21 protein-coding genes are annotated in these 21,340 nt (G+C 54.2%); 12 read left to right on the forward strand and 9 right to left on the reverse strand.

Going from position 1 to position 21,340, the window contains the following annotated elements; translation table 11 throughout:
• Nucleotides 1-119: 119 nt before the first annotated feature.
• The 3 genes from cobM to H6G13_RS11280 all read left to right on the forward strand — a co-directional run bounded on the left by cobM (nucleotide 120) and on the right by H6G13_RS11280 (nucleotide 2,003).
• Nucleotides 120-938 carry a precorrin-4 C(11)-methyltransferase gene (gene cobM, locus H6G13_RS11270; RefSeq protein WP_190483312.1) on the forward strand — a complete coding sequence of 273 codons (819 nt, stop codon included), beginning with the start codon at nucleotides 120-122 and terminating at the stop codon, nucleotides 936-938.
• Nucleotides 939-1,107: 169 nt separating this feature from the next.
• Nucleotides 1,108-1,617, forward strand: a complete 510-nt coding sequence (locus H6G13_RS11275; protein ID WP_190483313.1) for a hypothetical protein — start codon at nucleotides 1,108-1,110, stop codon at nucleotides 1,615-1,617.
• Between the two features lie 20 nt (nucleotides 1,618-1,637).
• Nucleotides 1,638-2,003, forward strand: coding sequence for a Lin0512 family protein (locus H6G13_RS11280; RefSeq protein ID WP_190483314.1), 366 nt, complete (start codon nucleotides 1,638-1,640; stop codon nucleotides 2,001-2,003).
• Between the two features lie 33 nt (nucleotides 2,004-2,036).
• Here H6G13_RS11280 and H6G13_RS11285 read toward each other — a convergent pair whose 3' ends face one another.
• Nucleotides 2,037-3,095, reverse strand: a complete 1,059-nt coding sequence (locus H6G13_RS11285; protein ID WP_190483315.1) for a potassium channel protein — start codon at nucleotides 3,093-3,095, stop codon at nucleotides 2,037-2,039.
• A 414-nt stretch (nucleotides 3,096-3,509) separates the two neighbouring features.
• On the opposite strand from H6G13_RS11285, the gene H6G13_RS11290 reads away from it, so the two are divergent.
• Both H6G13_RS11290 and H6G13_RS11295 read left to right on the forward strand, forming a co-directional pair.
• On the forward strand, nucleotides 3,510-5,597 hold the full coding sequence (locus H6G13_RS11290; protein WP_190483316.1) for a M3 family metallopeptidase: 2,088 nt from the start codon (nucleotides 3,510-3,512) through the stop codon (nucleotides 5,595-5,597).
• Nucleotides 5,598-5,859: 262 nt separating this feature from the next.
• The gene (locus H6G13_RS11295; RefSeq protein ID WP_190483317.1) at nucleotides 5,860-6,183 is read left to right on the forward strand and encodes a hypothetical protein; all 324 of its coding nucleotides are present in this window, start codon (nucleotides 5,860-5,862) and stop codon (nucleotides 6,181-6,183) included.
• 55 nt (nucleotides 6,184-6,238) lie between these two features.
• On the opposite strand, the gene H6G13_RS11300 is transcribed toward H6G13_RS11295, so the two are convergent.
• Nucleotides 6,239-6,964: a Crp/Fnr family transcriptional regulator gene (locus H6G13_RS11300; protein ID WP_190483318.1), complete on the reverse strand. Its 726-nt coding sequence runs from the start codon at nucleotides 6,962-6,964 to the stop codon at nucleotides 6,239-6,241.
• 172 nt (nucleotides 6,965-7,136) lie between these two features.
• Between H6G13_RS11300 and H6G13_RS11305 the strand changes: the two genes are divergently transcribed.
• A complete protein-coding gene (locus H6G13_RS11305; protein ID WP_190483319.1) occupies nucleotides 7,137-7,505 on the forward strand; it encodes a response regulator in 369 nt (122 codons plus the stop codon).
• Between the two features lie 163 nt (nucleotides 7,506-7,668).
• On the opposite strand, the gene H6G13_RS11310 is transcribed toward H6G13_RS11305, so the two are convergent.
• The 3 genes from H6G13_RS11310 to H6G13_RS11320 form a co-directional block, all read right to left on the reverse strand.
• Complete coding sequence (locus H6G13_RS11310) at nucleotides 7,669-8,292, reverse strand: heme-copper oxidase subunit III (protein ID WP_190483320.1); 624 nt, start codon at nucleotides 8,290-8,292, stop codon at nucleotides 7,669-7,671.
• A gap of 74 nt (nucleotides 8,293-8,366) precedes the next feature.
• Complete coding sequence (gene ctaD / locus H6G13_RS11315; RefSeq protein ID WP_190483321.1) at nucleotides 8,367-10,061, reverse strand: cytochrome c oxidase subunit I; 1,695 nt, start codon at nucleotides 10,059-10,061, stop codon at nucleotides 8,367-8,369.
• Between the two features lie 26 nt (nucleotides 10,062-10,087).
• A complete protein-coding gene (locus H6G13_RS11320; RefSeq protein WP_190483322.1) occupies nucleotides 10,088-11,086 on the reverse strand; it encodes a cytochrome c oxidase subunit II in 999 nt (332 codons plus the stop codon).
• A gap of 366 nt (nucleotides 11,087-11,452) precedes the next feature.
• Between H6G13_RS11320 and H6G13_RS11325 the strand changes: the two genes are divergently transcribed.
• Nucleotides 11,453-11,728, forward strand: a complete 276-nt coding sequence (locus tag H6G13_RS11325; protein ID WP_190483323.1) for a hypothetical protein — start codon at nucleotides 11,453-11,455, stop codon at nucleotides 11,726-11,728.
• 81 nt (nucleotides 11,729-11,809) lie between these two features.
• Here H6G13_RS11325 and H6G13_RS11330 read toward each other — a convergent pair whose 3' ends face one another.
• Complete coding sequence (locus H6G13_RS11330) at nucleotides 11,810-13,294, reverse strand: flavin monoamine oxidase family protein (RefSeq protein ID WP_190483324.1); 1,485 nt, start codon at nucleotides 13,292-13,294, stop codon at nucleotides 11,810-11,812.
• Nucleotides 13,295-14,188: 894 nt separating this feature from the next.
• On the opposite strand from H6G13_RS11330, the gene H6G13_RS11335 reads away from it, so the two are divergent.
• From H6G13_RS11335 to H6G13_RS11345, 3 genes are all read left to right on the forward strand, one after another.
• Complete coding sequence (locus H6G13_RS11335; RefSeq protein WP_206756518.1) at nucleotides 14,189-16,714, forward strand: EAL domain-containing protein; 2,526 nt, start codon at nucleotides 14,189-14,191, stop codon at nucleotides 16,712-16,714.
• Between the two features lie 45 nt (nucleotides 16,715-16,759).
• On the forward strand, nucleotides 16,760-17,194 hold the full coding sequence (locus tag H6G13_RS11340; RefSeq protein ID WP_190483326.1) for a CoA-binding protein: 435 nt from the start codon (nucleotides 16,760-16,762) through the stop codon (nucleotides 17,192-17,194).
• A gap of 66 nt (nucleotides 17,195-17,260) precedes the next feature.
• A complete protein-coding gene (locus tag H6G13_RS11345) occupies nucleotides 17,261-17,740 on the forward strand; it encodes an ABA4-like family protein (RefSeq protein WP_190483327.1) in 480 nt (159 codons plus the stop codon).
• Nucleotides 17,741-17,801: 61 nt separating this feature from the next.
• Here H6G13_RS11345 and H6G13_RS11350 read toward each other — a convergent pair whose 3' ends face one another.
• Complete coding sequence (locus tag H6G13_RS11350; RefSeq protein ID WP_190483328.1) at nucleotides 17,802-18,464, reverse strand: hypothetical protein; 663 nt, start codon at nucleotides 18,462-18,464, stop codon at nucleotides 17,802-17,804.
• Nucleotides 18,465-18,599: 135 nt separating this feature from the next.
• On the reverse strand, nucleotides 18,600-18,926 hold the full coding sequence (locus H6G13_RS11355; RefSeq protein WP_190483329.1) for a metalloregulator ArsR/SmtB family transcription factor: 327 nt from the start codon (nucleotides 18,924-18,926) through the stop codon (nucleotides 18,600-18,602).
• A gap of 140 nt (nucleotides 18,927-19,066) precedes the next feature.
• On the opposite strand from H6G13_RS11355, the gene H6G13_RS11360 reads away from it, so the two are divergent.
• Nucleotides 19,067-19,234 (forward strand): metallothionein, encoded by a 168-nt coding sequence (locus H6G13_RS11360; protein WP_190483330.1) that lies wholly within the window; start codon nucleotides 19,067-19,069, stop codon nucleotides 19,232-19,234.
• Between the two features lie 131 nt (nucleotides 19,235-19,365).
• Here the strand turns inward: H6G13_RS11360 and H6G13_RS11365 are convergent, their stop codons facing one another.
• Nucleotides 19,366-20,463, reverse strand: a complete 1,098-nt coding sequence (locus tag H6G13_RS11365; RefSeq protein WP_242028267.1) for a metal ABC transporter substrate-binding protein — start codon at nucleotides 20,461-20,463, stop codon at nucleotides 19,366-19,368.
• A gap of 67 nt (nucleotides 20,464-20,530) precedes the next feature.
• Between H6G13_RS11365 and H6G13_RS11370 the strand changes: the two genes are divergently transcribed.
• Entirely contained in the window at nucleotides 20,531-21,274 is a 744-nt protein-coding gene (locus H6G13_RS11370; protein ID WP_190483331.1) for a metal ABC transporter ATP-binding protein, read from the forward strand.
• Nucleotides 21,275-21,340: the final 66 nt, after the last annotated feature.

The following is a 21,340-nucleotide window of genomic DNA, read 5'->3' on the forward strand; positions in this document are numbered from 1 at the left end:
GCATCTACCAATCCACCATCCCAGCGAAAATCTTGCCTTCCGGGAAACCGATAAGACTTCATCGAGACTTGAAACTGAGCGTTTAAGATTGGGGTTTGTGTAAGTTTTTGGTTTAGCCCATGACCGTAAGGTTTTCTCCTGATTCTCTGACTGTGCCTGTTTCAGAGAGTCCTCTAGCGCCAGCAGTCTATATCGTTGGGGCTGGGCCTGGGGATCCTGAGCTGCTAACTCTCAAGGCCTACCGTCTCCTGAGTCGGGCAGATGTGATTCTTTATGCAAACTCTCTGGTGCCGGAGCAGGTTTTGAGCTGGATTCGGCCTGAGGCCGAGCGCATTGGCACCGCCAATAAAACGCTGGAAGACATTTTGCCGTTGATGGTAGAGCGAGTGCGGGCTGGGCAGTCAGTGGTGCGCCTGCAGTCAGGTGACCCGAGTCTTTACAGCGCGATTCATGAACAGATGCAGGCGCTAGCCGAGGCCGAAATTCCCTTCGAGGTGGTGCCCGGCATCAGTGCTTACCAGGCAGCAGCGGCCAAGCTCAACGTAGAGCTGACCGTGCCTGGTCTGGTGCAGTCGATCATCCTTACCCGCATCAGTGGCCGCACTCAGGTTCCTGAGAGCGAAGATCTAGCCTCTCTAGCAGCTCATAAAACAAGCCTCTGCCTGTACCTCAGTGCCCGCCATGTAGAGGAGTCGCAGGCAAAACTGCTGCTGCACTACCCGCCCGACACGCCTGTGGCCATTTGCTTTCGTCTGGGCTGGCCGGATGAGCAGATCTGGCTGGTGCCGCTCTCAGAAATGGCTGAGGTAACCCAGCGGGAGAACCTAATTCGCACGACTTTATATGTAGTAAGTCCGGCTCTGGCAGGGGGAAAAGTTCGCTCTCAACTCTACAACCCTAGCCACACTCACCTGTTCCGGCCCCGTTCTGCTACCTAATGGAAACATTGGGCTATTGCTGAGCGAAATTTATAATCAGCAGCGGAGTAGGAGGGGCAAAGCCAGGCATGCCCATCAATCGGTTTTCGTTTCAGAGTTGAGTCGATTCCTGAACAGGCGATAATGGAAGACAGACAACCTTCGATGTCTGGACGTTACTGTAAGCATCATGGACTATCTCGTAGCTGTCCTTCCCGATCGCATCAAAGCCGAAGCTGCCTACTCAGCCCTGGAAAAAGCAGAGCTGTCAATGCAGAATGTTGCCATCTTGGGCAAGGGCTACAAAAGCGCCAATGAATATGGCCTGATTGATCCTGCCGACGAGGCTTGGAAGCAAATCCGGCTGATGATGGTTTGGCTGGTGCCCTTTGGCTTTGTAGCTGGTTTTTGTTTTAACGCCATCACTGGACTAGACACCTTTCCTTGGGCCGGAGCGATCGGTAACGAGGTCATCGGCGGAATTTTGGGCGCAGGCTCGGCTGCGATGGGAGCCTTTTTTGTCGGCGGTGGCGTAGGCGTGACTCTTGGCAGTGGCGACGCCCTGTCTTACCGCAACCGACTCAACGCAGGTAAATATCTCGTGGTGGTTCGAGGCCCTGAAAGCCTAATCCGGCAAGCAACCCCGATTCTGCGTGATTTTCGCCCAGAGAATATTCAGGGGTACTCGGCAAACGGGTAGGTCTTTTTAAGGAGTAACCCTTGACCAAAAAACGCTTCATCATCGAAATGGGTATGGGGATTGACCAGCACGGTCAATCCCCGACAGTGGCAGCGGCGCGGGCGGTGCGCAATGCGATCGCAAACAATGCCCTACTAGGAATTTGGGAGGTAGCTGGACTGAGCCACCCTAATGAAATGATTGTGGATGTGCAGGTGGCAGTCCCCTACCCCGAACAGGTGCAGCAGGAGGAGGTGCTAGCGGTGCTGCCCTTCGGGCAAAAAACGCTGACGCTGGAGCCGGGCGGCATGGTGGTAGCCGGGCGGGCGATCCCTGAGCTGGAAGATAAGAACGACGATATGTATATTGCTGTGGCTGCCGTGACGGTTTCAATTGAAGCCGATTGATTTTCCGGTTCTGATGTCAGGGGCAAATGTTCGTTACAGATGTCGGGCTCCGCGATAGCGCATTTTGCTTTTTATCAGGTGGCGCTGCATGAACTGAGGCATATCGCCTTGGTGACCCATCAGGATAATCGTGTCACCCTGGGCCAGATAGCTGTCGCGGCTGGGGTGAATCAGCACTTCGCCATTGGCCCGACGCAGTGCCACAGTGATAAACGTGCCTTTGCCCCGCACTTCAATGTCACCCACGGTGCCGCCGATTAAAGAGGAGTCGGGCTGCACGATTAGCTCGCTGAGCTGAATGTCGAGTTCGGCCAGCATTTCGTTGAGGCTGTGGTGGCCGTCGGTTTGGGAGAGAAAATCGACGGCAGCCGGATGGATAATCATGTGGGCTATTCGCAGGGCGCTGATGGTGGCGGGCAGCACAACGTGATTGGCCCCAGCTAGCCGAAGCTTGCGCTCGGTTGAGGGCATTTCCCCGCGCGCCAGAATCATCAGGGTAGGGCTGAGTTCGCGGGCGGTGAGGGTAATGAAGACATTGGCTGCATCATCAGGCAACACTGTGGCCAGGGACCGGGCGCGACTGATTTGCACATCGCAGAGCACCTGCTCGTCGGTGGCGTTGCCCTGGTACACCAAATAGCCCTGCTCCCGAGCCTGCTCTAGCCGCTCGCTATTGTTGTCGATCACGACGAAGGGTTGGCGCTCATCGGCCAGCCGTCGGGCCACCATCTGCCCAATGCGGCCATAGCCACAGATAATGACGTGCTTTTCTAGATGGGCAATTTCTTGGGTCATGCGCTGAATGTTAAGTGCTCGATGAATCTCTCCCTCGGTGATCAGCTGCACCACACCAGAGACAATGTAAGTCAGAGAGAAGAACCCAGCGACTATCACTAGCATGGTGAAGGCTTTAAGTTCGGGGGTGGTCAGGGCACGCACCTCGCCATAGCCCACCCCAAACACGGTGATGACCACCATATAGACTGCGTCAATTAGATCCCAACCGGCAAGGACATAGCCTGTAACAGCAGTGAGAACCGTCAGCAGAAAAGTGACGACGCCCGTAGTGATTCGCCTAAGGGAAGATTGCATCAATCTTTAATTGGAAAAAAGACTGAGTAAAGCCCCATTAGATTGAGCCTATGTATCTGAAAGCCCCTTGTTACAAGGGTAGGCCAGATATTGCTCAAAGGGCAGGCCAAGGGGTTTCGAATTTGAGCAATCAAGGTATACTGAATAAAAGCAAACTCGAAACGAGTATGACTTTGTAGGTATTTCTTCAAGTGTCTCTTTGGCGTGGCTTGAAACATTCCCACAGTTTGGGTGCTGACTTAGCCGGGTATAGCCGGATCAAGGCGCTAACCCTTCCTATCTCTACAAAGATCGGGGGAGCCGTTGGCACGGTTTTGACGAAGTGGCGCTGAGGGAAAACATTTCACCCATCAGACCTATGAATCCCTGATTGATGACTCGCTAAGCTAAAAATCTCTACTCTACAGAAGCAATATGACTGCGATCGCATCCCCAAATCCTCTCCTGATTGGGAAAGGTTTGCCCCCCTTCGAAGCTATCAAGCCGGAGCACATTGTCCCTGGCATGACGCAGCTGATTGAGGAGCTGGAGCAGGCATTGACTGATCTAGAAGCAAACGTTCAGCCAACCTGGGCCGGGCTGGTTGAACCCCTAACCAAGATTGAAGAACGCCTGCGCTGGAGCTGGGGCATTATCGGCCATCTCATGGGCGTGAAAAACAGCCCAGAACTGCGGGAGGCCTACGAAGCAGTGCAGCCGCCTCTGGTGCAGCTTGCCAGCCGCATGGGACAGAGCAAGCCGGTTTACGAAGCATTTAAGCAAATTCGCGGCGGGGCTGACTGGCCCAGTTTGGATCTAGCCCAGCAGCGGATCGTGGAGTCGGCCATCCGGGAGGCTGAGCTGTCGGGGGTAGGGCTAGAGGGCGCTGCGAAGGAGCGCTTCAATGAAATTCAGCAAGAACTGGCAGAGCTATCCACCAAGTTCTCGAACAACGTTTTGGATGCGACCAAAGCCTTTAGCCTCACGTTGACCACACCTGAAGAGGTGGCGGGGCTGCCCCCCAGTCTGCTAGCCCTCTCGGCCCAGGCCGCTCGCGAAGCAGGGGAAACCGACGCTACTGCCGAAGCAGGACCGTGGCGAATCACGCTAGATCACCCTAGCTTTGGACCTTTCCTGCAGCACAGCCGCCGCCGGGATCTGCGGGAGCAGATCTACCGAGCTTTTATCACCCGGGCCTCTCAGGGTGAACTCGACAACACACCTAACATCGAGCAGATTCTGGCGCTACGCCAGGAAATGTCTCAGCTATTGGGCTACCCCACCTACGCTGAGTTGAGCATCGCCCGCAAGATGGCTCCCTCAGTAGAAGCCATTGAGCAGCTGATGGAAGAGCTGCGAAGTGCCAGCTACGATGCTGCCGTCTCGGAACTAGACACGCTCAAGACCTTTGCCCAAGAGAAAGGGGCAGCAGAGGCAAATGATCTCAAGCAGTGGGACATGTCTTTCTGGTCTGAGCGAATGCGGGAAGAAAAGTATGGCCTTAATGATGAGGAACTGCGGCCCTACTTCCCGCTGCCTCAGGTGCTCGGTGGCTTGTTCTCGTTGGCTCAGCGGCTCTTTAGCATTACCATTACTCCGGCAGACGGTGAAGCGCCTGTCTGGCATCCTGACGTGCGCTACTTCCGGGTTGCTAACGAAGCGGGAGATTCGATTGCTCACTTCTACCTTGATCCCTACAGCCGTCCCGCTGAAAAACGGGGCGGGGCCTGGATGGATGAGTGTGTGAACCGGGGCAAACTGGGCAATTCAGTGCGCCTGCCAGTCGCTTACCTGGTGTGCAACCAGGCTCCTCCTGTCGATGGCAAACCCAGCCTGATGACCTTCCGCGATGTAGAAACCCTGTTCCACGAGTTTGGTCACGGCCTGCAGCACATGCTGACGACAGTGGACTATCCCGGTGCTTCGGGTATCAACAATGTTGAGTGGGATGCGGTAGAGCTGCCCAGCCAATTCATGGAAAACTGGTGCTACCACCGCGACACACTGCTGCAGCTAGCGCGGCACTACGAGACTGGCGAACCCTTGCCCGAAGACCTGTATCAAAAGATCGTGGCAGCCCGCGCCTTCATGACCGGCAGCGCCATTTTGCGGCAGGTTAACTTTGGCTGGCTTGATATTGAGCTGCACTACCGCTATCAGCCGGGAGGCGCTGAGACGATTCAGTCGGTGCGCGATCGCATCTCTGCTAAGACTACGGTCCTCAAGCCCCTGCCCGAAGACGCCTTTCTCTGCGCCTTTGGCCACATTTTCGCGGGAGGCTATGCGGCAGGCTACTACAGCTACTTCTGGGCCGAAGTGCTCAGTGCCGATGCTTTCTCTGCCTTTGAAGAGGTGGGTCTGGAGAATGATAGTGCGATCGCAGAAACTGGGCGCAAGTTCCGCGATACGGTGCTGTCGCTAGGCGGCAGTCGCCATCCGATGGAAGTCTTCAAATCCTTCCGGGGTCGTGAACCTAGCACCGAAGCCTTGCTGCGCCATCGGGGTCTAGTAACAGCAGCTTAGGGCCACTGGCTCGACTCTACTCAGTATGCAATAGCCTTACTGTAGAGACAGGCACGCCTTCAACTAGCTCAATTCAATCAGTTCAATTAGGAGGAAGATCAGCGGTGTATCTTCCTCTTTTGCATCTGAGCAGGCCAGCAAAATCTATCTTCTACAATGAGGTGCGGGTGAGTTGCTTAAACAACTCGGGGCTGCTGCCCCTAAAATCAGTTGTGAAGTTTGCCCAGTCATCCAACACTTCAAGTAAGGACAGGTTGAGTCTATGACCAAGCGCAAGCCATTTTGGAAGCTGTCAACTCAGCAGTCCCCACCCAACCAGGATGACCCAGGGAACCGCCAGCACGTGCGAGAAACACTGCTGACAGCTGTCGATACTCAGATTCGCGATAATGCTCCGCCTGAAACTCGGCTAACCTTTGAGCGTCTGGTGCGAGAGGGGCAGTCTGAAGATGATGCTCGTCGTCTGATTGCCCGTGTATTGGTTACAGAAATGAATACGCTGGTTCAAGCGCAGGAGCTTTATAGCGAAGAGCGGTATATTGCAGCTCTGCAGCGGCTGCCTCAACGGCCCGGTACGAGTAGTTGAAAGAACAGTTCAACTTTAGCTACCCCTAGCTAGATCCTGTCTTAGGCGGCGCTTCTTAGCTACGCAGCCTTTCATTGATGTAATGATTAAATTCCTGCTTAACCAACCGATAGCAGTCACAGGCTGTAGCCTCTAGCCCTTTTCGGTCAAGAATCGTGATTTTGCCGCGAGTAGCGCTGATGAGCCCGGCTGACTGCAGCTCTCCTGTCACCAAACTAACCGTTGGGCGGCCCGAGCCGATCATCTGGGCTAAGACGTCTCGGGTTAGCAACAGCTCTGAGGTCTCTGTGCAGTCTTGGGCTGCCAACAGCCAGCGGCACAGCCTTTCTTCTACCCGGTGAAAGCGGTTGCAGAGGACTGACTGCGACAGCTGCACGATTTTGAGATAAGTAAAAGCAGCCACGCGTTTTTGCAGCGTGGCAGATTGGTTTAAAATTTCAAGAAACGTGTCAGCCTCCAACCTCAAGGCCTGGCCCTTAATCTGCACCTGCACTTGCCAAGGTGCACCTCCCTCATTGAGGAACAGCGGAATTCCAGCCATCCCCTCATTCCCCGTCACGCCCATTTCAATCTCCTCTCCCAAGGGTGTTACGTTGACCCAAGACAACAGGCCCGCTGTTGGAAAGTAAACCTCTGTGATGGGTTCTCTAATGCCGTGAAGAATGGCTGCATGCGGCAGCTCAACTTCCTCTAATTTGGGCCAAAGAAGCTTATAGTCCCGCAATGGGAGCGAATCTAGAAGGTAATTGTGGAAAATTTCACGTTTTTCTGGGTTAGACATCCTCCTCCTCCTATTTGTTTCGCCTAGGGCGAAATTTCTGCCTAGTTTCATTAGACTCCCTGTGGGGCAATCTCTTCCGTTCGCCAGCGAACGGACTTCCGGCTCATTCAGTCCCTAAACTGTCAACAGTCAAATTTTGGGCTTGCGCCAAAGTTGAGAATGTGTGGTCTCTTTGGCTAAACCGCGAATTCTGTGTGTTGATAGCTCAGCCGATGACTGCGAGCTGCTTCGTTTTGTTTTGAGTGATGCAGGGTATGAGGTTGAGGCGGTGCAAACTTTGGCGGAGGGTGTTCAAGTTGCTCTCAGCAGCCTGCCGGATCTGTATCTATTAGACGTGTACCTACCGGATGGCACTGGATTTGATCTGGTAAAACGCATTCGAACTCTGACCCCAGTTGCTCCGGTGATTATCTGCTCTGCAGACGTCCGTGAAACAACCCGGCAACAGGCGACTGCTGTTGGGGTGCAGGCTTTTATGGCAAAACCTGTAAATCTAGACGTATTGACCGAAACGGTTGCTCGGCTCTTGCCGGGCCATTAAAGCAGGTGTTATCTACAGCTAGAAAGCCTTTGCCATCGGATGCTCATACCGAACGAACAGAACTGACAAAATCCTAATAAAAAAAGACGGGCTGTGAACCCGTCTTTTGCAAGAGTAGATGGTTAAAGCTGTTGGTGCAGATGAGGCTTTGTTTAGAAGGCCGTTAAAACAGCGTCAGGACGTAGATCAAGATGAATAGAACAATCCAGACGATGTCAACGAAGTGCCAGTAGATCTCGGCCATCTCTACGCCAACATGCTTTTCGGCAGAGTAATGACCAGGGCGGCGAGAGCGCCACAGCACGCCCAAGATCAGCAGTAGGCCGATAAAGACGTGGGCTCCGTGAAAGCCGGTTGTGAGGTAGAAACAGTTGCTAAAGAGATTGGTTCGTAAGCCATAGCCCAGGTTCATGTATTCATACACCTGTCCGGCTAGGAAAACGGCTCCCATTGCGGCGGTGACCATGTACCACTTGCGTAGGCCAGCCACATCGCCTTTCTTGATAGCTTCGTCGCCCAGGTGGATTACAAAACTGGATGCCACCAGAATGACGGTGTTAATTGCTGGCAGCAGCAGTTCGACTTCGGTGCCTTCAGGAGGCCACTCGGCAATCGTGCTGCGGAAGACGAGGTAGACCGCAAAGAAGCCTGCGAACATCAAAAATTCGGAGGAGAGGAAAGTAATGAGCCCCCAGACTCGCAGGTCGGGGTGTTCCCCGTGGTGGGCATCTCCGAGGCCAGCCTCATGGGCGGCGGCGGTTTGGCTGTTTTCGAGTGCGCCTTGCATGGTGGTACCGTGAATGAAAAATAGTTGTTGCAGGGGCGTAGAGATGTGGCTAACCACATCTCTACGGGAGGGGGTTATTTGGGCATTGCGATCGCATCTGACAGATCCGGCCTCTCAGCAGGCGGGATCTCCTCGACATGCCCGTAAGCATAAGGACCGCGCGTAATCACCGGCAGCACCGCCCAGTTCTCAATCGGCGGCGGTGAAGAGGTGGTCCACTCCAGAGTCATGGCGTTCCAGGGGTTGCCACTGGCCTTTTCGCCCTTGACCAGGCTCCAGAGAATATTGACGATCAGCGGCAGGACCGAGACTGCCAGGATGTAGGCCCCAATCGTGGCCAGCTGATTACCGTGGGTAAACTGCGGGTCATACATTGCTACCCGACGAGGCATGCCATGACCGCCCAGCCAGTGCATCGGCATAAAGGTGAGGTTGCCGCCAATGAAGTTGAGCAAGAAGTGAACTCGGCCCAAGGGCTCGTTCATCATGCGCCCGGTTATCTTAGGGAACCAGTGATAGATCCCAGCATAGAGGCCCGAAACTGAGCCACCAAACAGTACATAGTGGAAGTGACCCACCACGTAGTAGGTATCGTGGACATGGATGTCAAAAGGCGCTGTGCCCAGAGTCACCCCGCTGATGCCGCCAAAGACAAACATCGACAGCAGGCTGATGGCAAAGAGCATGGCACTGGTGTAGCGGATCTTGCCGCCCCAGAGGGTCGCCACCCAGCTAAAGATTTTCACGCCCGTAGGCACCGCCACAATCAAGGTCGAAACGGTGAAGAAAATCCGCATCCAGGGTGGGGTGCCGCTGGTAAACATGTGGTGCACCCAGACAAACAGGCCAACTACGCAGATCGCCAGCGAAGAGTAGGCAATAGCCTTGTAGCCAAAAATTGGCTTACGGGCATGCACCGGGATCACCTCCGACATAATGCCGAAGATAGGCAAAATCATCAGATACACTGCCGGGTGGGAGTAGAACCAGAACAAGTGCTGGTACACCACCACATTGCCCCCGCCATCGGGCCGAAAGAAAGAGGTGCCAAAGTTGATATCAAATAGCAGCAGGATCATTGCTGCGGCCAGCACCGGAGTGGCAAACAGAGCCAGCAGAGAAGTCGCCATCATGGCCCAGCAAAACAGGGGCAGCTGGTCCCACTTCATGCTGGGCACTCGCATATTGATGATGGTCACAATGAAGTTGACCGATCCCAAAATGCTTGAGGTACCAGCCAAGATCAGGGCCACAATCCACATGCTCTGGGCCACGTTGGAGGTTACCAGGCTGAGGGGTGGGTAGGAGGTCCAGCCCGCCTGAGCGCCGCCAAAAAGGAAGCTGGTAAAGATGAGCAGCGCGGCAGGCACCGTAATCCAGAAGGCTAGGGCGTTGAGCTTAGGAAAAGCCATGTCCCGCGCCCCAATCATCAGCGGCACCAGGTAGTTACCAAAGCCGCCAATCGCGGCAGGCACGATCCACAGGAAGATCATGATCGTCCCGTGATTGGTGATAAAGGCGTTGTAGAGCGTGGGGTTGAGGAAGTCTGAGTCAGGAGTAGCCAGTTCCGTGCGCATCGCCACGGCCATCATCCCGCCTACCAGATAGAAGATGAAGGTCGTGACCAAATACTGAATTCCAATCACCTTGTGGTCAATGTTGAAGGTGAAATAGTCGTACCACTTCCACTGTTTTTGGGGGAAGGAGTAGTCCGTCAGGGCGCTGAGGGAGAGCTTGGCATCGGTAGGGGCTTCTGTCGCTTGAACCATAGCTGAGAGATTACTGCGAGGGATTATTAATGCGGGGAGTGAGCCAGTTGAGAAACCAGTTGAGCGTCTAGATCAAGCCCCTGGCTATAAGCTGCTAAATAGTCGGCGTCGGATCGTTCAGCCGGATTGATAGCAACCGTTTGGCTACTTTGGGGGCTCGTGGCTGTGCGGCTTTCTAGCCAGTGAGAAAAGTCTTCTTCAGTGTGAACGATAACCTGAGTCCGCATGGCACCGTGATAGGCACCGCAAAGTTCGGCGCAGACGATAGAGTAGGTGCCGGGCTTAGTAGGGACAAAGCGCAGCTCAGCAGTTTGCCCCGGCATGGCGTCTTGCTTAAGCCGAAATTGGGGGATCCAGAAGGAGTGAATCACATCCTGGGCAGTAAGGTTAACCTGCACATCTTTGCCAACGGGCACATGAAGTTCCCCATCGGTAATGCCAGAATCAGGATAGGTAAACACCCAGGCAAACTGAAGCCCAGTCACGTTGACAGCCAGATCAGGTGCGTTGCCCTCTTCTTCAGGCGAAGCGCCAAAGCCATAGACCGGAATCTTCTGTCCGCCAATATCACCTTCAGTGATCATCGGCGATCCCACATCCGTAACGATGGCTGCTGGGGCTTGAGCCATCAAAGTCCCGTGGCCGTGGGCATGGTCACCAGGGGCAAAGCCGCCCATCTCCTGAAACACAAAGACGCTGTAAACGCCCAAGGCAATGCAGATAACGGCGGGAATGGCCGTCCAAAAGGCTTCTAGAGGCAGGTTGCCCTCAATGGGTAGACCATCGGTTTCGTCGCCTTTCGGCTGACGAAACTTGATCATGGAGAACACAATAGCGCCCTCGACCATCAGGAAAAGCGCTGTGCCGATCATCACCATGACGTTGAAGAAGTTGTCCACCAGCGGGGCTGTACTTGAAGCCTGCTCGGTAGGCAAGATGTGATGGTTATAGCCGGCCCAGATGCTCACCAGGGTAACCACTACCCCAATCACAAGAGTCCAAATGGGCGCAGGGATCTGTTTCATGACAGTTCTCCCCTAGGGGAGTTTGTACGGTAGGTATTTTTGCTGGCGGCAAAAAAATCATTTGCCAGCACTCTCTCGGATCCTAGAAGTGAGAATCGGAATTTGCGGGGAAACTTTCGATTTGTTTCATCTAAAGGGAGGTTTTCAGGGTGATCCCGTTGAGTTTTGTAAACTCTTGGGCCTGATCCTGGTGAGCGGGGGGTTTGGGTGCTGCAGTTAACGCTATCTGCTACGTCTAGATATTTGAGCAAATACCTGCTCAGACCGAGACTGCGCTGCCTCTGGTTGGGCAAATTAAGGGGTAACCATTTGAGCCAAAGCTCAGGCATGCCTGAATGCTCAATCTTGAAGAGGAGACTGATTTTTATGCCATTTCCATTAGAGCCCAGCCAGGAGGATGTCCGCAAGCAGGCCCTGCTGGCATTGACGGCCCACTTCGTTAAACAGGGACACCCGACTCAGTACGCGCCACAGATGGCGGCGGCTTCCATTTTTCAGGCTGATCTGGAGCTGCGAAATGCCCAGTTTAGCCGCTTGTTGGTCTGGCTGCGGGAGCAGCACCCAGATCTGTACCAAGAGGCTGTGGCTCTCTCGGAATCCGTGCGGCAAGAGTTTGAGAAGCGGGTCAAGGCCGATTACTGAGACGCGCTTTCGAACTGGCAAAGCTAAAGCTGTAGGTTGAGTCAGGGCCTTGGAAGCCCAAGAGTCCTTTGCTGAGGCGGGTTACCACTTCGTACTGCTCAACCTACGAAATACTCCATTCAACGATGTCGTACCACTCCCTATTTGTTGCGCTACCCGCTGGCCGCTACGAACGGCCCCTTCCATATAGCCTACAAAATTGTCGGTATGCTCTCCAGCAAAAAACAGACGTCTGTGGGGCTGGCGTAGAGCAGGCCAGAAGCGAGCAAACTGCCCTGGCCCGTAGTTGGAGTAAGACCCGCCGGTATAGCGCTCTTGGGGCCAAACCGCAGTTTGCGCCGTTTTAACATGGCTGCGACAGCCGGGATAAATCATTTCGTATTGGTCTAAAACGTTCTGGATACGGGCTTCGTTGTTGAGAGGCAGCAGTGCCTCGCCATACTGACCAGAAATATAGGCCGTAAGAATGCCCGATTGTCCAGATTGTCGCGCGGTGGCGTCGGTTGCAAAGCCAATGGGCAAGTCGGTGATGGTTAGCCCAGTGCTCTGGTAGCGGGTGCGCCAGATGCGTTCATCGAACTGGATCATGACCTTGATGTGGGAGCCATAGTTGAGATGTGCGATCGCATCTCTCACCATCTCTGGCAGCTCGGGTGAAAAGCGCACCTGGCGCAGCGGCGGTAGTGGCGTGGCAATGACAACATAATCTGCCGTCACGCTGCCCTGCTCATGGGTCACCTGCACCCCCTGCTCACTTTGCTCAATGGCTATAACTGGGCAGTTGAGCAAAACGGCATCCCCTAGGGCACGAGCAATGGCGGCAGGTAATTGCCCGTTGCCCCCCTGAATCCGGTACATCTCTAGCCGCTGGTCGGGCACTTTGTCGTAGAGGGCGGCCTGCTCCATCAAAAACATCATTGAGAGCTGATCAGGCTCGTCCATCTCGCCCCGCAGGTACTGCTCTGTTAGCTCACGGGCCAGAGGGTCTAAGGCCAGCGTATCCATCCACTGCGCCACGCTCTGCTGATCCCACTGGGCTGCTGCCGTCAGCCAATCTGTTTTTCTAAAGGCACCTCTGGCCAGCAGCTCCAGCGTAATCCAGAAGCGATCGATCTCGTCTACAACACCCTGCCCAAAGCTGTTGGCCAGGGCTGTGTCAGAAAAATCACACCGCTGCTGCCGCACAAAGTAAATCCCCTCCGTGGGCTCAGAGTGTACTGGAGCCAGCCTCAACCCAAAGGTTTGCACATAGTGGTGCATCTGCCGGTGCACGTTAAAGCTGTCGATATACTCACCGCCAGCCTCAGCATACTGATCGTTTGCAAACCCCTCTCGCAGGGTGTAGACCCGGCCCCCCACCCGATCTCGCGCTTCTAGTACCGTTACCTGGTGGCCCTCCCTTTGCAGCTCATAGGCAGCCACTAGTCCAGCTAGCCCTGCCCCGATCACCACGACCTGTTTTTCGGAGGGGCCTGCTAGAGCGGCTGTAGGGGCTATAGTGCCTGCAGCTACCGAGGCCATCAACAGCCGTAAAAATGCTTGGCGTGAAAGTGTAGAACCGACCATAAAAGGGCTCAGCAGAGTCTCAAAATGCAGTACTTAGTAGAGGTTGGATTGCGTCAATAACCAACCTCTACCGGCAATCAGCATAGCTCGCTGAGTCTGGCTGTGTGTACTTTAATGAATGGCCTGCTTTTAAGCTGGAGTAAGTTGAAGATCGCTTGCTTAAAAGTTTTTTAATTTGCCCCACGCCTGAAGGCCGAATTATTCCTCTGACCCACTGCTCTTTAAAAATAAAAAGCCCGGGTTAGACGACTACGTAAGGAGCGAACTCATTAAGTAGCTTGTTTGCCTAACCCGGCCTGAGCTTTGGAGCACACGCGAGTCTACAGGATGAATCAATCATCTGTCATAGCCTCGGGGACGCCAATACATAAAAGTTCAGAAAAGTTCAGGTGATAGTTCAGGACTTGTCAAAGGGGCTGAACTGTTCCACTTATGGAGCTGCCTTAGAAGGGCTTGTTGGGCCGTTTAGATCTGGAGAATTCACTCTTTAATTCCAGATTTTTAAGTTCGGGTTATTGGGATTGCGATCGCAACTAACGCCCCACTCATCTCCCTACTTATTTCAGCCTGCCCCCAATAAAGCGGTTTGCTGTCTTCCTGGCAAAAATTCTTGCGAATTGGCATCGTCGCTTCAATCAGCAGTCAAGTTTTCATGAATCCGGTTGTGGGATACAGCAAAACTAGCCAGGGAGGAGACGTATTTCCGGGCCGTCGTCGCGGTGGGGGGTCTCACTGGGCGCAGTTCGGTTCGAGCCCTGTTTGAGTGACCTATAAGCCTGATCCGGATAGGCTAGGCGACAGCTTGTAATCGGTAATAAAGCCCTCTGGGCTGGCTCAGGGACCATTTACTGCTCATGTGCAAATGCTGTGCCTTACCGACGCATTTTTCCGAGGTTGACTGCATTCAAGGCCAGAGCCAAAGCTTTAGTTGAACGCCTGCCTTGGTCGGCAACGATGGGGGCGCGCTCGGTTTTAGTAGCGACTCTAATAACGACAACTCTAGTCACAGGGGCCAAGAAATTTGGCCTCTTGCAGCCTTTTGAGCTAAATAGCTTTGATACTCTAACTCGGCTGCAGCCTGATCGGGGCACTGACCCAAGACTGCTGATTATCGCGGTGTCAGAAGCCGAGTTACAAGCTTATGGCTGGCCCCTTTCAGATGGAGTCATTGCAGCAACCTTACAGGCTGTGCAGCAGCATCAGCCCCGGGTGATCGGGCTAGACCTGTATCGCAGCACGCCGCAACCTCCTGGCAATGCTGAACTGGTTCAGCAGCTTGAAGCTGACAACCTGATCGGCATCTGGAATGTGGGCAATAACCCTGCGGGTGACGAGGTGCCTGGTCCTCCTGCAGTGCCTGCAGAACGGCTAGGATTTAACGATCTAGCTCTCGATCCGGATGGCGTGTTGCGGCGTAGCCTGCTGTTCGTAGGTTCCTCAGATCAGGCTTATTACTCCTTCGGCCTGCGGGTAGCCCAGCGCTATTTGGGCCAGGATGTTGCTCTGCGCTTTGATGAAGAAGCCTTGTATTTGAGCAGCTTGACTCTACCCCGTCTGCAAGAGTGGAGCGGTGGCTATCAGGCTGTTGACAACGGCGGCTACCAAATTTTGACCCGCTACCGTTCCCGGGAGATGCCGGCCCAACAGCTGACAGTCGCCCAAGTGCTTAAAGGCCAGTATGACCCCGCCTGGATACGAGACCGGGTGGTTTTAATTGGCTCTACGGCTGCTAGCCTAAAGGACGAATTTTACACCCCTTATACGGCTACTCAGCAGCAGGAGCTAACCCAGTCAGGAGTGGTTGTGCACGCCCAGATCATCAGCCAACTGCTAGAGGGTCTGGCGGGTGAACAGGCACTTTATCGGTTTCTGCCAGCTTGGGGCGAGTTTCTGTGGCTTGTGGGTTGGACCCTGGCAGCGGGTGTGGTGGCTTCGAATCTGAGACGACCTCTGGTGCTGCTTCTGGGCGTCGGCTTTGTGGTGGCACTGCTTTGGGGAATTGGCTGGGTTAGCCTGTTCTCTTCGCTCTGGGTGCCGGTTTTTGAGCCGCTAGTGGGGCTGCTAGTGGCGGGGGGATTGGTTTTGATGCAGCAGGGGCTGTACCGCAGCACCCATGACTGGGTCACCGATCTACCTGGCCGAGAGCTGTTTCTAGAACAGGTTCGACGAGCCCTGCAGCTTGAGGGGTCGGAGCGGGTTATGGTGGCTTTTTTAGACATTAACCGCTTCAAGCTGATTAACCAGAGTTTAGGGTACTCGATTGGCGATCGCGTTTTGCTGATGATGGCTAAGCGACTGCGCCAGACTTTGCCAGAGGACACGTTGTTGGCTAGGGTTGGGGGGGATGAGTTTGCACTGCTGTTTCAGCAGCGCCCGCAGGCCGAGGTAGAAGGCAGCCTGAAAAACCTGCAAAAAGCTTTGGCTGCTCCGTTTTGCTTGAATCAGCAACGGCTAGCCATTACTGCCAGCCTGGGGCTAGCTATTACCCAAGGGGGCACTGACTACAAAGCTGAAGATCTGCTGCGCGATGCCCATACCGCAATGTATCGAGCCAAAGCGCTAGATCAGTTTAGCTATGAGGTGTTTTCGCGCAGTATGCAGGAGGCGGCGGCACAGCGCCTGCAGCTAGAGAGTCACTTGCTAGAGGCGCTAGAAAAGCAGGAATTTGTGCTCTATTACCAGCCCATCGTAGCGCTAGAAACCGGCCGCATCACGGGGTTTGAAGCGCTGGTGCGGTGGCGGCATCCCGATCAGGGGTTTGTGGCTCCTAATGCGTTTATCCCGATAGCGGAAGAGACTGGGCTGATCCTGGAGTTGGGTCAGTGGATCTTCCGCGAGGCTTGCCAGCAGCTTGAGCGCTGGCAGCGCCAGGTGCCCCGCTCCGCTTTAAAGATGAGCATTAATCTCTCGCGGCGGCAGTTTGTCCAGTCGGATTTGGTGCAGCAGATTGCGGCCAGCCTCAGAGATAGTGGCGTGTCTGGTCAGCAGATCCAGCTAGAAATTACAGAGAGCATGATTATGCGCGATGTTGAAACCTCGCGGGAGCTGATGCTGCGCTTAAAGGAACTGGGGCTGCAGCTGGCAATCGACGACTTTGGCACGGGCTATTCTTCCCTGAGCTATCTGCACCGCTTCCCTACCGATACGCTTAAGATTGATCGCTCCTTTGTTAGTCGCATGGAGCATAGCCAGGAGGACCGGGAGATTGTCCACACTATTATCACGCTGGGCCATAAGCTGAACCTAACCTTGGTGGCCGAAGGCATTGAGACGGTGGAGCAGATGGTGCTGCTGCGGCAGATGGGCTGTCAGTTTGGTCAGGGATTTTTGTTTTCTAAGCCAGTGACCGGGGAGGATGCGATCGCACTGCTCACCCAACCCCCCTCCTGGCTCAACGGTTCCCTGTCTGGAAGTGCCTAACCCAGTTCGAGGCACAATGGGAGACTAAACCTAAACTAGAGCCTCATGACGCCTTCCTCGCCCCCTGCCGACGATACCCTGCGGCAACTCCTCACCACAGCCCGCACCATTGCCGTGGTGGGTCACTCCAACAAGTTGGATCGGCCCAGCTACCAAATTGCCAAATATCTACGTCGCGTGGGCTACCGGGTTTACCCCGTTAACCCTGCGATCGCAACTATTGATGGGGAGCCCTGCTATCCCTCTCTGTTAGAAGTGCCGGAACCAATTGATATCGTCAACGTGTTTCGCCGTTCCGAGTACTTGCCCGCTACTGTCGATGAAGCCACAGGTGCAGGCGCAAAATCTGTTTGGGCTCAGCTTCGCGTAAAGCACCCAGATGCTGTAGTCAAAGCCGAAGCTGCCGGAATTCTGCTGGTCATGGATCTGTGCATCAAAATTGAGCACCGACGCCTGTCCATCCCGTCAACACTCCAGTAAAGTGCTACGGTGCGAGGCTTCTACAGAATTGTTTACACTTGAGGCGACCTCTCATCCCTTTGCCCCATGATCGTAGACAGCACCCTGCTCGAAACCCTCTTTACAGGTGCAAACCTATTTGTGCTGCCCTTTTGGACCCTAATGGTGCTGGTGCCCAACACTAAGCTGACGCGCTGGGTGATGGGGTCTTATCTGCCCTACGCTGCCCTAGCGGGCCTTTACCTCTTTCTATTTATCACCAGCTTCAACAATGTCGAAGGCATTGAAGCGCTCTCAGACCCCAACCTGAAGCTGCCTGACCTAGCAGCGCTGTTTGCCAATCCGCATGTAACAGCGACAGGTTGGGTGCACTATCTGGTATTTGACCTGTTTGTAGGCCGCTGGATCTACTGGCAGGGCCAGGAAAGTGGCGTGTTTACCCGTCATTCTTTAGCCCTGTGCCTCTTTGCTGGACCGTTGGGCCTGCTGTCTCACCTGCTGACCGATGCCGTGTGGAAGCGGTTTGCCAAAGGCAATGTCAGTGAAGCCTCGGTAGAGGGAGCCTAGATTTAAGTTTAGAAACCCAGTTTCTCCAAGAAACCGGGTTTCTTTAAGAGGGGGTTCTCCGCTAATTGCGGTCAGCTACTCGGGCGTAGCGCCTAGCGTATCGGCCCACTGCTTTGACAAATAATCCTAGGTGAATCAGGGAGGGCAGCATCGCTGACATGCCCATGACCACACCAAAGTAGATATTTCTCAGGCTGTCGCCATCAGTGGGATCGGTCAATGCCTCCTCAAACCGGCTACCGTACTTGGCGGTGCGATCGACCAGCGCTTCCGGACTTTCTAACACCAGACTAATGAGCCAGCCGGAAAACGAAAACACAAAAAGCACCCAGAAGGTCGCAACGATCGCAATAGCGACATCGACACTGAGGTGAGCGACATAGCTGGCTAGAGAAGTTGTTTTTAGCGCCCGCCGAGCAATAAAGACGGTAATGAAAAACGAGGCAGTATCAAAAACAGCCCCCAAAATCCCCACCGGAAAAGACAGCAAGAAGTAGTTTAGGCGATCTGCGCCAAAGGCATTTTCGGGATAGGCGGTAGTGATTGCCAGCCAGTAAGCGCCAAAGTTGAGCAGGGCAAAGAAGGCAAAGAGTTTAGGCAAAAAGCTGATGAAGGAGCCTCGGTTGCGATCGTAATGATCGAGCAACCGAGACAGATACTGTTTCCAGATGGCAATCACAGCCTCGCCTGATCTGGGAGACGGGCTAGGTGCTGATGGAGACATAAAGCTTCTGAAATAGAGTGTTCAATCGACTCTTGGTTAACCCTAAACAAATTCCCTGGGGGTTGCCGTTCGTTGGAGACGCCTTTTCATAGGATTTCTGGGAACCCGAACAGAAATTGTAGAAGGGCTTTTTCCCTAGTGGGGCTCGTCTAGGTGTTCAGAGACTTCCTGATATAGGTTAACGATGTGGTCGTCTTGCAGGCGATAGACCACATTTCGACCCTGCCGCTCGTGGCTAACCATCCGCATGACTCGCAGCGTCCGCAGCTGATGAGAGACGGCTGATTCGCTCATGCCGACAATCTCTGCCAGTTCACCCACCCGCATTTCTTGAACTGCTAGGGCCGAGAGGATGCGCCAGCGGTTGGTGTCGCCCAAGACCCCAAAAAACTCTGCCATTCGCTGGGCTTTTTCCAAGCTCAAAATTTGGCGCTTTACTGCCTCTATTTGGCCACTATCCATGCACTTCGAGATTCCAACCGTTTCCGCAAGTTTAAAGATTATCCGATCTAAATACCTGAATAACTGTTCAAATGTTATGGTTGATGTATGAACACCTGTTCAGGTGTCGTGTTCCTTCTAAGTCATTATGGAGATTACCCATGACTACTGTTACCCAAATGAAATGTGCCTGTAGCTCTTGCCTTTGCGTTATGGACGTGGGTACGGCAATTGAAAAAGATGGCCAGTACTACTGCAGCGAAGCCTGCTCTACTAACCATGAGTCGGGTGCTGGCTGCGGTCACCACGGCTGTTCCTGCCACTCCTAGACCAGAGTCGCTCAAACAAAAAAAGACCACAGAGGCTGAGCTTGCCCTTAAATGAGGCAGCTTGAGAGCAGTTCTGTGGTCTTTAGCGTTTTGGCTAGGAAGCTCTAAAAAACTGGCTGTCAGCGCACTGCTTAAATTGGGGCAGAGGTGACATCACAGGTGCCCTTGAGGGCATTGACGATATTGCAGGTGTTGGCAACCAGCATCGCCTGCACCGTTTCGGCCTCAGAACCCGGCCCACCAGGTCCCGCATCATAGAGAGGCTGATCCACCACAGTAACGCCCGCATCCCTAGCGACTGCCTCTATCAGCTTGGGACTAGTTGTTGCTTCAGCAAAAACGGCGGGTACTTCGGCTGCTCTAATATCCTTGACCAGGCTTGTCAATGTCGAGGCAGAGGGAGTCTCTGCCGTACTCAAGCCGGACAGCACCCCGCCTACCTCAAAGCCATATGCCTGAGCGAAATAACGAAAGGAATCGTGGGTAGTAACCAGCGAGCGATTGGCCTCTGGTACGGTTGTTGTCTGCGCTTGAATCCATTGGTCTAGCTGGACAAACTGAGCCTGAAGCTCGTTGCCCCTTTGTCTGTATTGCTCGGCATTGTCTGGAGCTAGTGTGTTCAGGTGCTCTACTAGCACGGAGACAATAGCCGCATTATTGGCAGCGTTTTGCCAGATGTGAGGGTCGGGCATTAGGGCCGCTGTTTCTTCGTGGGTGTGCTCTGCCTCGTGATCGTGGTTGTGGTCTGCTTCGCTGTGGTCATCATGGGCGTGCTCTGCGTCGCTGTGATCGTGGCTGTGGCCCTGAGCCATGATCGGCTCTGGTACGGCCTCTTCATAGACTGGGATTTTAGGAGCCGGGTTGGCAGTCGCTTGAATTAGGCCGATCACGGCAGGCTCAAACTCGTAGCCGCCGTAGAGAATCAGATCTGCATCGTCAATCGCCGCTCTATCAGAGGGCGAGGGCCTGTAAACGTGAGGATCTTGGCCGTAGTCCAGCAAACAGGTCAGGGCAACGGTATCGCCAGCAAGCTGCTGGGTCAGGTCGCACAGCACAGTGTTAGTCGCTACCACGCTGGGCAGTGTGGCGGTGTTGGCAGGTGTGGCATTGTCCTGATCTGATGGGCCGCTGCTTTGGGCACAGCTAATGGTAGTAAGGGCCAGAGCACCCCAGGCAACTCCCCGAGGCAAAGCCATTTTCATTCTTAGAGTGAGCTTGGAGTTAAGCATTGGGAACGTTCCCTACTTCAAAAAGGGTCTGCTATCATGAAGCTGAGAATGATTATCATTGCTGACTATGCTAGAGACCCAACGGCTATCTGTCAATTACCGGGGAATTCCGGCTCTACAAGAGGTGTCTCTGGTGCTAGAAGCAGGACAGATGGTAGGTCTGATTGGCCCTAACGGAGCTGGCAAGAGTACCTTAATAAAGGCAGTTTTGGGCCTAGTGCCAGGCCGGGGTCAGGTGCTTTTTCGGGGGGCTCCACTGAAGCGTCAGCGTCAGCGGTTGGCCTATGTGCCCCAGCGCAGCCAGATCGACTGGGACTATCCCACTACTGCCTGGAATGTGGTGATGATGTCCCAAACGGTTGCAGCTGGCTGGTTTCACCCCCCTACTCTTCGGCATAAGCACGCTGTTAAAGCGGCCCTAGAGCAGGTGGGCATGCTAGATCTGGCCCATCGCCAAATAGGCCAGCTATCAGGTGGCCAGCAGCAGCGCATTTTCCTAGCTCGGGCGCTGGCTCAGGGAGCAGATTTGTATTTGCTAGACGAACCGTTCACTGGAGTGGACAAGAAGACTGAAGCTCTACTGCTGCGTATTTTTGATGAATTGAGATCTCAGGGTAAAACGCTGTTAGTGAGCTGCCATGAGTGGGGAGAGGCGCTAGATCGCTACGATCGCCTGCTGCTGCTGAACCAAAAGGTCCTAGCCGATGGTCCCCCTGAGGCTGTGATGACGCTAGATAATCTTCAAAAGGCTTATGGCAGCGGTCTGCAGCCTCCTAAGAACAGCCAGTTTCCCTACCTAATAGCGGGTTGATCGCCGGATATCCGGTGAGGTATTTCAGGGCACAGAAAATTTAGTGCATTGCGATCGCAGTTCTCA

The sequence above is a fragment of the Pseudanabaena sp. FACHB-2040 genome (assembly GCF_014696715.1).
Classification (GTDB): Bacteria; Cyanobacteriota; Cyanobacteriia; order Phormidesmidales; family Phormidesmidaceae; genus JACVSF01.